Here is a 14,484-nt window from a genome sequence, read left to right on the forward strand (position 1 = left end):
TCAGTTAGTAACTTGAGTATGATGTCATCAAGTTATTTACCAACGATTAAATCAAGGAGGCATTTTCAATGCAATTCGTTGCTCTGGTCGGGACCAATGCCGACCAATCTTATAACCGTCAATTACTAGCTTATATGCAACGTCATTTTAATCAAAAAGCTAAGATTACTATTTGTGATATTTCTAATATCCCGTTGTTTCGGGAAAATGCTAAAATTCCTGCCAATGTGCAGCAGCTGGCTGACACTATTACAGCGGCGGATGGTGTGATTATTGCGACACCGGAATATGATCATTCGATTCCGGCCGCTTTAAAGAGTGTTTTGGAGTGGTTATCGTGTGAAATCCATCCTCTGGAAAAGAAACCAATTATGATCGTGGGTGCTTCTTTAGGCATCCAAGGGACGTCTAGAGCACAGCAAAATCTCCGTCAAATTTTGGATGCTCCAGGAGTAAACGCCATTGTAATGCCAGGCGACGAGTTTATGTTGAGTTTCGCCACTAAGGCCTTTGATGAACGTGGTGACTTAAAGGATGTCCAAACGATTCAATTCTTGGAAAGTTGCTTTAGCGATTACATTCAATTCTGTGCCAAAGTTAATGGAGAGGGGTCAGTGAAGATGAAGACAAGTCAGAGACAACCAGTTAAATGGGCCAGTGCCTACGATGTTGTCGTAGTAGGCTTTGGGGCAGCTGGTGCCACGGCCGCACGGTTTGCTGCGGATAGTGGTGCCAAAGTATTGTTGGCGGATGCAGCACCTGATGGTCACGAAGGTGGTAATACCCGTTACGCAGGTCAAGTTGTTTTGACCGGCCATGATTACAATAAGACCAAGGCTTACCTGAAAAAGTTATTTGGCAGTATCGATGTTGATGAAGAAATCTTGGATACTTACGCTAAAGGTATTTCCAATATCCCAGACTACTTCAAAAAGTATTTGGAAATTAAGGAACCAGTCAGCTATAACAAGGTCCATCGCGATCCTAATTTTGAAGCCTTTGCTAACGGACTATCACCAGAATACCCAGAATTTGAAGGTTCAGATACAATTGATCTGACCACGGTTCATGATGGCTATTTTGATGCTTCACTATGGAAAACGTTACGGGCACAAGTCACTAAGCGGCCTAAGCAAATTGACATCTGGTTATCTTCACCTGCTAAACATTTGATCCAAAATACGGATACAGGTGTTATCGAAGGTGTTCAGATTCAGCGTAATGGTCAATTAGTGAACATTCAGGCGCGCAACGGTGTCGTTATGGCAATGGGTGGTTTTGAAAACAACCCTGAAGACATTCAAAACTTCATTGGCGTACCTAAGTTAAAGGTCATTGGGACGCTGTACAACAAGGGTGACGGTATTACCATGGCACAGGAAGTTGGCGCTAAATTCTGGCACATGAAGAGTTTTGAAGGCTACGGCTTTAATACCAGCTTCACCTTCGAAAATCCAGAAGAACAACGAGGTAAGTTTATCTTAGGCGCATGGCCCGAATTATCGCATGGTAGCATCTTCATTGCGGGTGATGACGGTAGCCGTTACGTTCGAGAAGACGAAAACGGTCGGCATGGTCATGCGTACGAACATGGTAGCTGGCACAATCCAACGGTTTATAATCACCCACACTTGATTTTTGATCAAGCACAATACGATAAAATCAAGGCTCAAGGTGAACTGCCGTATCCTGACTTCTTTAAGATCACGGTAAAAGCCGATAGTTTGACAGAATTAGCAGCTAAAATTCAGGCAGATCCTGAGACACTGAAACAAACAGTTAGCCAGTTTAACCAGTTTGCTGAGCAAGGGACCGACTTCGCGTTAGGACGTGCCGGTGATTCACTGGCAGCGTTTGGTGACGGTCCGTTTTACGCCACGCCATTAGCCACTGCCATGCTCAATACTCAGGGTGGTGCGCAACGAAACGCTAAGGCAGAAGTGTTAGATGCTGCCGGCCAACCAATCCCACACCTTTACAGTGCTGGTGAATTTGGCGGTATTAATGCTAACCAGTACAACGGTGGCGGTAACTTAGCAGAGTGCTTGATTTTCGGGAAGATTGCTGGGGAAAATGCCGCAGCAGTTAAGACCGATTCACTGATCACCACGACAGAAACGGAACCCGTAGCTGACTTGGGCAGTAACGACTTGGACGGCGAAAACGTGTTAAATCAGTATGAAGTTGGTGAAAACCAGTATTTGGGTGTTTCTGAAGCTGGCATCGGTGGCCAAGTGGTCGTTCGTGTCACGTACGCAGATGGTACGTTGAGCGATGTTGAAGTGCTTAAAGAGTCTGAAAGTGAAGATGTTGGCCAACAAGCCATGACGGAATTACCTCAGACCATGGTGGCCGCTAACACCTATGATGTTGACGGGATTACCGGTGCTTCCTCATCAAGCCGTGCGTTGAAGAGTGCTGTTAAGAACGCCTTGTCGAAGGTTAAAGAAACGGTTTAATTACAGAATAAAAAACGCTCGTTATTAAAGCAATTTCTGCTTAATGACGAGCGTTTTTTGAGTTTAATCTAATTGGTCATCAACCCGATTATAATACGCAACGGAAATATCACTACCGCGTACTTCCAACTTGGTTACTGAACCGTTAAGTGCGGAAATCGCAACGTTGATATCCGGTTGGAAACGGGAAACAATGCTGCGAATGGTGGTGCTATGACTGGTCACTAACACTTTATCGCCGTCAACGCAGTCTCGCATTAACATGTCAAAGCCGGGTTGCAGCCGCGCCCAATACCGGGCATTATCTTCAGCGTCGTTAAAGGGGTCTTGAGCTGCAATACGATCCTTAACGCCTTCAATGGTGTAAGCAGAAATCATGGCGTTAAAGGTATCATTGCCATCAGGACCGCCAATCATGTGCCAAGTTTGGTTTTCGTCATTACCTTCGAAGTAGCCGAAGTTTTCTTCCTTGAATGCTGGGGCAATGGTGGCCTTTTTTACCGTGCCACTGTTGACGGCTAGAATGTATTCAGCCGTGTGCTGGGCACGCTCGGAGTCGCTGGTATACGCTTTAGTGAAAGAGATGTGCGCCAGTCGTTGACCAGCAGCTTTCGCATCTTGCACCCCCTTATCAGTCAGTGCGGCGTCAATCCAGCCTTGAATCCGGTGGTACTTGTTCAGGATAGTTTGTCCATGACGGACGAAGTAAATATCAAAATTAGCCAAAAAATTGCCTCCAAAAATAAGTGTCTTAAAATTAATTTAGTTTGCCCAATTCACGACGAATTTGAGCGGACTGCTGTTTGCTACTGGTGAAGAGGATCCGGTCATTCAACTTTAATGGCGTGTCGCCACTAGGCCGAACGAACCGTTTTTCACGGTAAATCTGCGCAATGGTAATGTCGTCAATAAAGGGCAGGTTGCGGATTTGAATATCCACGTATTTGTGGTTACGCAGCTGAACTTCGTAAACGCCAGCTTCGGTAGAAGTAAGCAGTTCCAGCGTCGACGGGGTTTCAATCAAACTGCGCAGCATACTGATCTGAACATCGGGGGTACTATAGACTTCCACCCCCATCTTTATCAGGGTATCTTTACGCTCGTCGAGAATGTTGGGGTCTTCAAAGCGGGCAATTACCCGTGGTACGCCATACTGCTTGGCCGATTTAGCCAAGCGGTAATTTTCCTTAGAGTTACTCTGACCCAAAACAACAATATCGGTGTCGAAAACGTCAGCGTTCACCAAGTCATCGGGAACCAAATTTTCTAGTAAATGCACGTCGATTTCACTGTTAAAAGCGCGGTAGTTACGTTCCTGATCCGTGTACATGTGAATGTCGTAGCCGTGCTTCGTTAGCTGCTGAGCCACGGGCACGGTGAGTAAGTTAGTGCCGATAAAGTGGACGTTCAGTGGCTTGCTGTCGGCGGCTTCGGCACGATATAGCCGGTTGAAGGTTATCGGTCCAATGATACAAGTGAGGATGGCAGCCAGCAGGAAGGCACCCGATTGCTGAGCTGTGATCCGGTGCAAGTGCTCAGCAACCTGTAAAATCGCCAAAACAACGGTTAAGGTGGTTGTGCTCATAGCGGTACCGGCAAAGGCATTACCGTTGGTGAACCGCAACCGTAAAATCGGCCAAATAGCGGCTTTGGCGACGAGATAGGCAATCAAGAAAACGGGAATCAAAATCAGCGTTTTCGGATCAGCCAGCAAGGTTCGCAGGTTCAAGCCCACGCCGCTCATAATGAAGAAGATGGGGATGAAGAAGCCGTAGCCGATGGAATCCAGCCGCACCTTAGTTTCTTCGTGAGGTTCCAGTAACTTGATGACGATACCGGCTAAGAACGCACCCAGAATGCCTTCAGCACCAACGGATTCCGCAATGGTGACTAATAGCACGATGACGAAGAACGACAGCCGAACGTCCAATTGCGTAGTGGACTTATTGATGCGGTCAAAAAATTTGAAAAAGCTTTTAAACCGCACCACTAACAGGCCGGCAGCCAACAGAATCAACAGTAATAGCCAGAGTGACTTGGCGGTGGGACTGTAGGCGGATGCGTAGAAGGTCAGGCCAATCATGGGCACCACTTCACCCAGCGCCGAAATCAGCAGAATCGTTTGACCAAAGGGTTTGCTTAGCAGCTCCTTTTCCTTTAGCGCGGCGATGACGATGCCCAAAGAAATAGTCATGAATAAAATCATGGCTAACCAGATGTCGGAGAACATACCCGATAATTTGAGCAGGAAAGCAATCACGGCTGACATTACCACGATTGAACCGTAAGACAAGAATGCCAGTATGACCGGTGAGTACTTAGGCGCATTGGCAGACTGTTTTTGCTCTAGTGGCGTCAGGTCGTTACGTTTGCGGCTGAACAGACTAAAGTCAATTTCCAGACCACTCAGGAATAACAGGACGATCACGCCGACATCCTTCAACATGCTCAACGTATCATTACTATGGATAACGTTAAGTAGACTGGGGCCTAAAACGACCCCAACGATGATTTCCACCACTGCAGTAGGCAGTAAGGTGAGTTTGAACCGCGCCATAATCAGCGGAATGGCTAACGCGGCTAACAGAATAATAACTAATGAAATTTGATCCATGATAATACCTCGAATCATTTACGTAATAATGAAGCTAGATTGTTCTTATCGGGCGCAATTAGTGATATACTTTAATATCGAATTTACGACTGGAGGGCGCTATGGCAGATACGATTAAACAGCAAGAACAAGCACACTTAGATGTGGTGATTGATAAAATCAAGATTGCTCAGGTTAAGTCGCAAGAACGGATCGACAACGCAAAGTCAGGCGAAGAGGGTATCCGTAACAACCTCGTTAACGAATTACGGCTTAAAACTGATTCGTACGAAGGCATTATGGAAACCGGCTTGTCGGTTCATCAGCAGCAACAGCAGCTTAATGAACGTCAAAATAGCTGGCAGCACGCTACCGACGAATTGAAGACGCTGAAGAAAATGGAAAAGACGCCTTATTTCGCGCGGATTGATTTTCATGAAGAAGGCGAACCCAAAACGGAGTCGATCTATATTGGACTGGCTTCCTTTTCGGACCAACCTGATCGATTTCTAGTATATGACTGGCGTGCGCCGATTTCTAGTGTTTATTATGATGGTGGTTTGGGCGATGTCACCTACCAGACGCCTGATGGGGAACAAACTGTCAATCTCAAATTAAAGCGTCAGTTCCAGATCGAAGATGGCACCATCAAGACGGTGTTCGATACCGAAGAAGCCGTTGGTGATCAGATGCTGCTGGATGCGTTGAGTGAACAGTCCGATACTAAGATGAAGAGTATCGTCACCACCATTCAAAAAGAGCAAAACCAGATCATCCGGGATACCAAGTCGGACTTGCTATTCGTTCAAGGGGCAGCGGGTTCCGGTAAAACGGCCGCTGTTCTGCAACGGGTAGCTTGGCTGCTGTACCGTTATCGTGGGAAATTAACGTCTGGTCAAGTCATCTTATTCTCACCAAACCAGTTATTTAACGATTATATCGACCAGGTGCTGCCTGAACTGGGTGAGCAAAACATGGTTCAAATGACGTACTATCAGTATACTGGGCATCGCTTACCAAAGATGTCAGTAGAGACCTTAGCACAGCGGTTCAGTGAAGATTACAGTGACGCTGAAAAACGGATTGATGCCTTAAAGGGCAGTCTGGCGTTCTACAACGCTGTCACCGTCTACGCCAACCATTTGGAAAAAGAAGACATGATTTTCCGGAACATTAATTTTAAGGGGAAACCGTTCTTTACTAAGGAAAAGATTCACGAAATCTACTATAGTTTTAACGAAAATTATCGCTTATTCAACCGCCTAGATGGTACCCGCGAGCAGCTGATCAAGATGCTCAATCGTCGAATCAGTTCTGAAATGCGAGCCAAGTGGGTTGAAGAAGCTGTTCAGGATTTAAGTCAGGAACAAATGAACCAGATGAAGGGTGAGGACCCTCAAGAAATCGAAGACGCTGACAAGGAATTCAAATTCTACGCCAGAAAGATCGTCATGAAGGCTTTCGCACCCATTCGACAAGCGGTTGTCCGTAACCGGTTCTTGAGTATCAACGGTCAGATGATTCACATGCTGCGTAGCATTCCAGCAATTATCAATCTTGATGAGTATGGCATTACCAAGGACGATTGGAAGGCCAGCGTCGAACGCACCATTGCTGACATCAAGCAGTCTAAGATGACTTTGAGCAACATTTCGCCCTACCTGTATCTGTATGACAAGATGACGGGTCACAAGGGTGAAAAGGATATGCGCTACGTCTTTATTGATGAAATTCAAGATTACACGCCGTTCCAGTTAGCTTACCTGAAATTCAGTTTCCCGCGTGCTAAATTCACGTTGCTGGGTGATCTGAACCAAGCCATTTTCACCAAGGAGAACAGCAAAACGCTGCTGAGCGAACTGAGTACCATGTTTGATCCGGAAAAGACCACGGTTGTGCAATTGACACAATCTTACCGTTCAACCGCGCAGATCACTGACTTTACTCGGCATATTCTGGTAAACGGTGAGGCAGTGAAAGCCTTCGACCGTGACGGCGCTTTACCGGTTATTAGTGTCCAGCCGGATAAACAGGCGACGTTACAACGGCTGATCAAACAGTTGCAGGCCAACAATAACGAAAAGGAAACTACGGCCATTATCGGTAAATCATTGGCTGATTGCCGTGATTTAGCTAACGACCTACACGACGCTGGGGTTAAAGCCACCTTGATCCAGTCTGAAAATCAACGGCTGGCACCCGGGGTGATCATCGTGCCATCGTTCTTAGCGAAAGGGCTAGAATTCGATGCCGTCATCGTCTGGGAGGCTTCAGAGAAGAACTACCATGAAGATGATGAACGACAGTTGATGTATACGATTTGTTCGCGGGCGATGCATGAATTGACGGTGTTGGCAACCGATAAGTTGTCACCATTGTTTGATAACGTTCCTAGTGATGAATATGAAAAAGAATAAACTTGAAGAGTGATTGAATCTACAGGATTCAGTCGCTCTTTAATTTATGCTAAACAAGATTCGTCTGAGTTATAGCGCTTGCGAGATAGCTCGTGTATAATGAACTCAATTTAGTATCTACGGAATTTGATGAGGCTGACTTGAATGACTGATTTAATGAATTACGATGTTTTTAGTAAAAATGAATGGCGCGACTTTTATCAGGACGCCTCAGTGCCACTGACCCAGGCGAGTTTGAAACAGATCAAGGCTTTTAACGACCGGATTTCTGTTCAGGATGTACAGGATATCTACATTCCGTTGATTCACTATTTACGGTTACTGATAAAGCATTTTGATGCTTGGCAAGAATCTAAGGCGCATTTCCTACGGCAGAAATCGCGGCACGTTCCCTACATTATTGGAATCGCTGGTAGTGTGGCGGTGGGTAAGAGTACTACGGCGCGCTTGCTGAAAGTCCTGATGAATCACTTCTTTCCTGAAAGACGAATCGAGATGCTGACCACGGATGGGTTTCTGTATTCAACAGCTGAGCTGAAGAAGCGCGGTTTGGTGACACGGAAAGGGTTTCCTGAGAGTTACGATATGAAGGCGCTGATCACCTTTTTAAACGATGTTAAATCAGGTAAAGAACTCATGGAAGTGCCGGTGTATTCTCACAAGAATTACGACATCGTGCCGGATGAGGTTCAGGTGATCGAACGGCCGGATGTGCTGATCATTGAGGGGATCAATACCTTACAATTACCCAGTTCTGAACAGATTTACGTTTCGGATTTTACCGATTTTTCCATCTACGTTGATGCGCGGCCAAAATTGGTCGAGGAATGGTATTTGGAACGGTTTAAAGCCCTGCTGAAGCTGGCTAAGGATGATCCGGATAACTATTACCATTCCTATACTAAAGTGCCGATAGAGGCCGCTGTGGAGTCCGCTAAGAATATTTGGTACAGTGTTGACCTGCCAAACTTGGAAGATTATATTTTACCCACGCGTAGCCGTGCAGATATGATTATCCACAAAGGTGAACAGCACATTATTGACCAAGTGATGTTGCGTAAATCATAATTGGTATTGGGGAAGCTAACGTAAGATGGTTTGTGAATACAAACCTGTTCGAGTCGAATGACTTGTTTTTAGAAAAGTTATTCGATAGAATCCGAACGATTAAACTTTCCTCATTTTGATTGACCGGCATTAGAAGAATCTGTATAGTATAACTAATGGTTTCAAGTTCTGTTTAATAAGAAAGGTGTGAATGGATTGGCAAAGGTGGATTTATCGTCCTTTGATAAGATCATTGTGCTGGACTTCGGTTCACAGTACAATCAGCTCATTACCCGTCGGATCCGTGATCTGGGTATCTACTCAGAATTAATGTCCCACGAAATCACGGCTGACGAGGTAAAAGCTCTAAATCCCAAGGGTATCATCTTTTCTGGTGGCCCAAACAGTGTGTACGCTGATGACGCGCTGCGGGTCGACCCTGAGATTTTCAAGTTAGGTATTCCAATTCTGGGAATTTGTTACGGAATGCAGTTGATGGCTTACAATTTAGGTGGTCAAGTTAAGTCTGATAACGGCCAATACGGTCGTGCTGCGATTACAGTGACCAGCGATGATGCCAAGTTATTTGCCAACACGCCTAAGGAACAAAACGTGTGGATGAGTCATGGTGACTTGGTAACCAAAGTGCCTGAAGGGTTTACGGCGGTTGCTACTAGTCCTGAATGCCCAATTTCTGCTATGCAGGATACCGCACGGAACTTCTATGGGATTCAATTCCATGCCGAAGTGCGTAACACCGATTACGGTAACGATATTCTGAAACACTTCGCTTTCGACGTTTGCCATGCTGAAGCAAACTGGTCAATGGATGATTTCATTGATCTGCAAATTCAGCACATTCGCGAAACTGTTGGTGACAAGAAGGTGCTGCTGGGCCTTTCCGGCGGTGTGGATTCATCAGTTGTAGGTGTGCTGTTACACAAGGCCATCGGCAATCAGCTGACCTCCATCTTCGTTGACCACGGTTTGCTTCGTAAGGGCGAAGCTGAACAAGTTATGGCTAGTCTGAAGGGCAAGTTTGGTTTGAACATTATCGAAGTCAACGCTGCTGACCGGTTCCTATCTAAGCTCAAGGGTGTTAGTGAACCTGAAAAGAAGCGGAAAATCATCGGTAACGAGTTCATCCAAGTGTTTAACGATGAAGCTCAAAAGCTGAACGGTATCGACTTCTTGGCACAAGGTACGTTGTATACCGACGTGGTTGAGTCTGGTACCGATACCGCTCAAACCATCAAGTCTCACCATAACGTGGGTGGCCTGCCAGAAGACATGAAGTTCCAACTGATCGAACCATTACGGACTTTGTTCAAAGACGAAGCGCGTGAATTGGGTGAAAAGTTGGGCATGCCTTCAGACCTTGTTTGGCGTCAGCCATTCCCAGGTCCAGGTTTGGGTATCCGTGTGATCGGTGAAATTACCCCTGAAAAACTCGAAATCGTCCGTGATAGCGACTTTATCCTTCGTGACGAAATCAAAAAAGCCGGCCTAGACCGCGATATCTGGCAATACTTCACCGTTCTGCCAGGTATCCGTTCAGTCGGTGTCATGGGTGATGGTCGGACATACGACTACACAGTTGGTATCCGTGCCGTAACTTCTATCGATGGGATGACTGCGGACTTTGCACACATTCCATACGAAGTGTTAGCTCAGATTTCAACACGTATCGTAAACGAAGTAAAGCATGTTAACCGTATCGTGTATGACGTTACGAGCAAGCCGCCTTCGACAATTGAGTGGGAATAAGGCGCTAAGTTAACTTGGTGCTGGAAGGCCGCTCGTTAATAATTAAAAATCAGTTGGTAGTCTGCTAAATGGCCGCCAGAAGAAAAGTCAGTCCTGAGAAATCGGGGCTGACTTTTTGCTTATGGTAATAAATCGATATTTTCCATTATGAAATTGATAAAGTACTGACTGGCAATCGGTAGCATCTCTTTCTTTTGACTGATCATACCAATATTCCGTGTCAGTTCAGGTTTAATCGGTAGAATCGCTACGTTATAGGCCGTTTTCTGCAAAACTAATTCTGGTAAAATACTAACGCCTAAGCCTAGTTCAACCATTGAAAGAATGGAATAATCATCGTGGACACGTAGCTTGATATTGGGCTGTAAGTGAGCTTTTTCAAAGGCAGCTAACGGTTCGCTGTAGGAGCCTTCCTCCAATTCTAGAAAGGGCTCAGAGGTTAGGTTTGCTGTTACGAAACAGTGCTGAACTAGTGGGTGATTGGGTGGCAGTACGGCTTTTAGTACGCCAGACTTAACAAACTGAACATCTGTATGAGGTAGGGCGTCAGGACTCACAAGGCCGAAATCAACTTGATTCGTTCGTACCCATTCGGGAATAGTTGTGTAATCGCCTTGATGCAAAATGAACTTTACTTGTGGATATTGTTGCTGGAATTTTTGAATTTGGGCAAGAAACACCCCGTTCTTTTAAGGACGTGATGAATTGCCTTTTTCTGACATTGTTTGTTGGCAACCAGTGGGGAATATTGTATAATAAGAACATACGTTTGCTAATGATAAAATCAAAGGATGTTACCGCTTATGACGCTAAAGGCGATTAAAACCCGTATCTATCCCACTGCGCAACAGCAGGAAAAAATCACGGCCAACTTTGGTTACTGCCGTTTCGTTTGGAATCAGTTGCTTGATATGCAGAAGCAGCGCTATGCCAACGGGGGCAGTTACGTCAACGAATTTGGCATGAACTACCTCATTAAATGCTTGAAAAAAGAATACTCTTTTCTCAAAGCAGCTGAATCGACTTCTCTGCTGCATGTAAGTCGTGATTTACACCACGCCTATCAAAAACTGTTCAAAGAACACAAAGGGTTGCCGAAGTTCAAATCCCGTAAGTTTCCCAAACAAAGCTATCAATGTAACGCTGTTAATCACAATATTCAGGTGATTGATCAGCATCATCTTAAACTACCCAAACTGGGATGCCTAAGATTTAAAGCTGGACGACAACCGTTTGGTCAAATTAAGAACGTGACAATTCGACTCTCCGCTACCGGCAAATTCTACGCCATTATTCTAGTTAAAACTGATATTAAGCCACTAAAATGCACTGGTAAGGCCATTGGTATTGATATGGGTGTTGCGGATCTCATGATTACTTCGGATGGTATTAAGTATCCCACTATCCGGTTTGATAAGCAGCTCGGAAAAAAGAAACAATACTGGGAAAAGCGTTTGGCTCGGCGCAGACGTCAAGCTGAGAAAGAGATTACTTGGGATAAACATAATCAGGTACCCGAACCCAGAGAGTTGGCTGATTTTAAGAACTACTTGAAGGCTAAGCACATGGTCGCTAAATATCATGAGAAGATTGCCAATCAACGGGATAACTATTTGCATAATGTTACGAAAGAACTGGTCGAACAATATGATGTGATTAGGATTGAAGATTTGAAAGCCAAAAATCTGCTGAAAAATCACAAATTATCTAGGGCGATTACCAACCAGTCGTGGCGAAAATTACGTTTAATGCTGGAATATAAATGTGCCTGGTATGGAAAGCAGCTGTTCATTATCAACCCCAGAAAGACTTCACAAATATGTTCAATCTGCGGCTACGATGATGGCAAGCACACCTTAGACATTCGCCAGTGGACGTGTCCCAACTGCGGGATTAATCATGATCGCGATATCAATGCCGCAATGAATATTCTAAAAGCAACAGCATCATAAAAGACCAATTGGGCTGGAACAGCCCCTAGTCAATAGCCGTAACCTCTGCGCATCATTCTTTGAATGATACGTAAGTCAGCGGTGTTCCTAGAAGCGCGTTACTTTAGTGACGAGTAGTTCACAGTTTTTAAATTTGCTGCTCCTGAAAACAGTAATACAGTGACGTTTAATACTCAGGGCGGTGAGTTAACGGTGACTAAGAAGGACGACTTGTACGAAATGAACTTCCCTTCTTACGAGTTGAAACAAGTGCCGGTCACTGAAGAAATGACGACGGCCTTTGGGGAACAACCAGCAGAGGCTTACATGGGAAGAGACCTGCTATGTGTCTTTCCGGACGGGACAGATATTGAAAATCTTAATCCCAATATGGATAAATTAAGTCAACTGGATGGCTTGCTGCAACATGCCACCGTTGCCAGCGACAAGTACGACTGTGCTTCACGTTCCTTTGCACCCAAGCTGGCAGTTCCCGAGGATCCGGTTTGTGGGAGCGGTCACTGTCATATCGTGCCTTATTGGGCTAAACGACTGGGGAAAAATCAATTGACAGCTTACCAAGCCTCACCACGATCCGGTATTTTGTATTGTGATTATCAAGGTGACCGGACGTTGTTGAGTGGTAAAGCGGTACTGTATTCGGAGAGCGAGACCTTTATTTAGCTAGGTAATGAGAAATTTTAAACGGCGTACGAAACAGTTGCGACTTTCAATTCGATTGATATGCGGATAGTAATTACAAAAAGCCAGATTCTAAATTGAATCTGACTTTTTTGTTCGTATTTAAGGCGACTTTAGAGGAATTCGCATCGTAACACAACAACCATTTAACACTGGGTAAGACTAACGTAGTTGATATTTATCTAACTATTGTGATAAATTAGACATGTTGAATGAAATTATCTAAGTTGGTTGATATTAATGTGCTGGGACAATAAACTAGACTTAGATGAATGATTCAAAAATACGTTTCGAAAGAATTGATTGTTTTAGCTCCTGTGCTTGCTGATTTTGGCTAATGCGTCAGGCAATGTCTCAGAGACCGAAATTCCTATGAAGCGGTCAGTGAGTTGCACAAAAATTTAAGCGCTTACAATTAATCAATCTACAAACATTTAACTGATTAAAACAAATCAGTAGAAATTGAGGGATATAAAATGGCTAAAAATAAGAACGATGTCTTAACGAAGGCTAATCGCCAATTAAAAGAATTTGCAAAGATTGTGAATAGTGATCATGCACTTCGAAAAGTAAAGCCTGACGAAAAGCTGCGGGTTGGTGTGGACTTAGGGACATCGTCAATCGTACTCACGGTTTTAGATGAAAATAATAATCCAATATACGGTGCTTTTGAATATGACCACGCGGTTCGTGATGGTATGGTGGTTGATTACCTTGAGAGTATTAACATTTTAAAACGGTTAAAGCAAAAAGCTGAATCCGTTTTAAAGACTGAGCTGACGACTGCTTGTGGCGCCATTCCACCTAACACTGGTGAAGGTGGTAAGAAAGTGGTTGCAAACGTGATTGAAGCCGCTGAACTTCAATGTTTAAACGTGGTTGATGAACCAACCGCAGCCGCTAAGTTTCTGCGTATCTCATCCGGAACAGTGGTCGATATTGGTGGTGGTACCACGGGTATCAGTATTTTTAAGAATGGCAAGCTTACAACCGTTGTGGATGAAGCAACGGGTGGCTTCCATATGACCTTGGTACTTGCTGGGGCACAGAAAATTAATCAAGATAAGGCTGAACTCTTGAAGCGCGATAACTCTAAGGAGGCCGAGGTTTTCCCAATTATTCGACCAGTGGTGGAAAAGATGGCCACGATTACAAAGAACGCTGCACCTGATCAGCTGCAGAAGCCCGTTGTCGTTGTTGGTGGGGCCACTAACTTCAAAGATTTCATCAAGGCGTTTAGCAAGACGCTCAAGATGGATGCGGTTAAGCCGGCCTTTCCTCAGTTTGTGACACCGTTGGGGATTGCGATGTATGATCATGAGGATTAGATGAAACAGGAAAATCATGGTAGAATTACACAGAAAAGTTGCCAATAACTGAACTATTATTTGGTCATTTATCAATGTGTTTAATCCTTTTCTTTGAAATAACTGGATATGAAGTATTCTCTTAATGGGCTTTAAAAACTTGATATAAGACTACACATTTTTTGTAGCTTTTGCTCAAGTTTTCTGGACTAATCTGAATAACTAAATTGCAAAATTTGTAATATAAACTTACTAACAGGC

At 44.6% G+C, this 14,484-nt stretch carries 10 protein-coding genes; 7 read left to right on the forward strand and 3 right to left on the reverse strand.

Annotated elements, in window-relative coordinates; genetic code table 11:
* Positions 1-68 precede the first annotated feature (68 nt).
* Positions 69-2,459: an NAD(P)H-dependent oxidoreductase gene (locus CES82_RS03180; RefSeq protein WP_098823879.1), complete on the forward strand. Its 2,391-nt coding sequence runs from the start codon at positions 69-71 to the stop codon at positions 2,457-2,459.
* 63 nt (positions 2,460-2,522) lie between these two features.
* Here CES82_RS03180 and CES82_RS03185 read toward each other — a convergent pair whose 3' ends face one another.
* Together CES82_RS03185 and CES82_RS03190 are read right to left on the reverse strand one after the other, a co-directional pair.
* Complete coding sequence (locus CES82_RS03185; RefSeq protein WP_098823880.1) at positions 2,523-3,185, reverse strand: histidine phosphatase family protein; 663 nt, start codon at positions 3,183-3,185, stop codon at positions 2,523-2,525.
* Positions 3,186-3,216: 31 nt separating this feature from the next.
* On the reverse strand, positions 3,217-5,073 hold the full coding sequence (locus CES82_RS03190) for a monovalent cation:proton antiporter family protein (protein ID WP_098823881.1): 1,857 nt from the start codon (positions 5,071-5,073) through the stop codon (positions 3,217-3,219).
* Positions 5,074-5,174: 101 nt separating this feature from the next.
* On the opposite strand from CES82_RS03190, the gene helD reads away from it, so the two are divergent.
* The 3 genes from helD to guaA all read left to right on the forward strand — a co-directional run bounded on the left by helD (position 5,175) and on the right by guaA (position 10,283).
* Positions 5,175-7,469: an RNA polymerase recycling motor HelD gene (gene helD, locus CES82_RS03195; protein WP_098823882.1), complete on the forward strand. Its 2,295-nt coding sequence runs from the start codon at positions 5,175-5,177 to the stop codon at positions 7,467-7,469.
* 144 nt (positions 7,470-7,613) lie between these two features.
* Positions 7,614-8,537, forward strand: coding sequence for a type I pantothenate kinase (gene coaA, locus CES82_RS03200; RefSeq protein ID WP_098823883.1), 924 nt, complete (start codon positions 7,614-7,616; stop codon positions 8,535-8,537).
* Between the two features lie 195 nt (positions 8,538-8,732).
* Positions 8,733-10,283 (forward strand): glutamine-hydrolyzing GMP synthase, encoded by a 1,551-nt coding sequence (gene guaA, locus CES82_RS03205; RefSeq protein ID WP_098823884.1) that lies wholly within the window; start codon positions 8,733-8,735, stop codon positions 10,281-10,283.
* 119 nt (positions 10,284-10,402) lie between these two features.
* Here the strand turns inward: guaA and CES82_RS03210 are convergent, their stop codons facing one another.
* Positions 10,403-10,963 carry a LysR family transcriptional regulator substrate-binding protein gene (locus CES82_RS03210; protein ID WP_098823885.1) on the reverse strand — a complete coding sequence of 187 codons (561 nt, stop codon included), beginning with the start codon at positions 10,961-10,963 and terminating at the stop codon, positions 10,403-10,405.
* A gap of 123 nt (positions 10,964-11,086) precedes the next feature.
* Here CES82_RS03210 and CES82_RS03215 point away from each other — a divergent pair, with 123 nt between their 5' ends.
* The 3 genes from CES82_RS03215 (at position 11,087) to eutJ (ending at position 14,244) form a co-directional block, all read left to right on the forward strand.
* The gene (locus CES82_RS03215; protein ID WP_098823886.1) at positions 11,087-12,235 is read left to right on the forward strand and encodes an RNA-guided endonuclease TnpB family protein; all 1,149 of its coding nucleotides are present in this window, start codon (positions 11,087-11,089) and stop codon (positions 12,233-12,235) included.
* Positions 12,236-12,394: 159 nt separating this feature from the next.
* Positions 12,395-12,898: a PhzF family phenazine biosynthesis protein gene (locus tag CES82_RS03220; RefSeq protein WP_225364829.1), complete on the forward strand. Its 504-nt coding sequence runs from the start codon at positions 12,395-12,397 to the stop codon at positions 12,896-12,898.
* 494 nt (positions 12,899-13,392) lie between these two features.
* Positions 13,393-14,244 (forward strand): ethanolamine utilization protein EutJ, encoded by an 852-nt coding sequence (gene eutJ / locus CES82_RS03225; protein ID WP_098823887.1) that lies wholly within the window; start codon positions 13,393-13,395, stop codon positions 14,242-14,244.
* Positions 14,245-14,484 lie beyond the last annotated feature (240 nt).

This window comes from Secundilactobacillus silagincola, assembly GCF_002583405.1.
Classification (GTDB): Bacteria; Bacillota; Bacilli; order Lactobacillales; family Lactobacillaceae; genus Secundilactobacillus; species Secundilactobacillus silagincola.

Excerpts from the sequence above, each read along its gene's own strand:
- eutJ (WP_098823887.1), top strand. The coding sequence starts at position 13,393 with ATGGCTAAAAATAAGAACGATGTCTTAACGAAGGCTAATCGCCAATTA.
- helD (WP_098823882.1), top strand. The coding sequence starts at position 5,175 with ATGGCAGATACGATTAAACAGCAAGAACAAGCACACTTAGATGTGGTG.
- CES82_RS03180 (WP_098823879.1), top strand. The coding sequence starts at position 69 with ATGCAATTCGTTGCTCTGGTCGGGACCAATGCCGACCAATCTTATAAC.
- CES82_RS03190 (WP_098823881.1), bottom strand. The coding sequence starts at position 5,073 with ATGGATCAAATTTCATTAGTTATTATTCTGTTAGCCGCGTTAGCCATT.
- coaA (WP_098823883.1), top strand. The coding sequence starts at position 7,614 with ATGACTGATTTAATGAATTACGATGTTTTTAGTAAAAATGAATGGCGC.
- CES82_RS03215 (WP_098823886.1), top strand. The coding sequence starts at position 11,087 with ATGACGCTAAAGGCGATTAAAACCCGTATCTATCCCACTGCGCAACAG.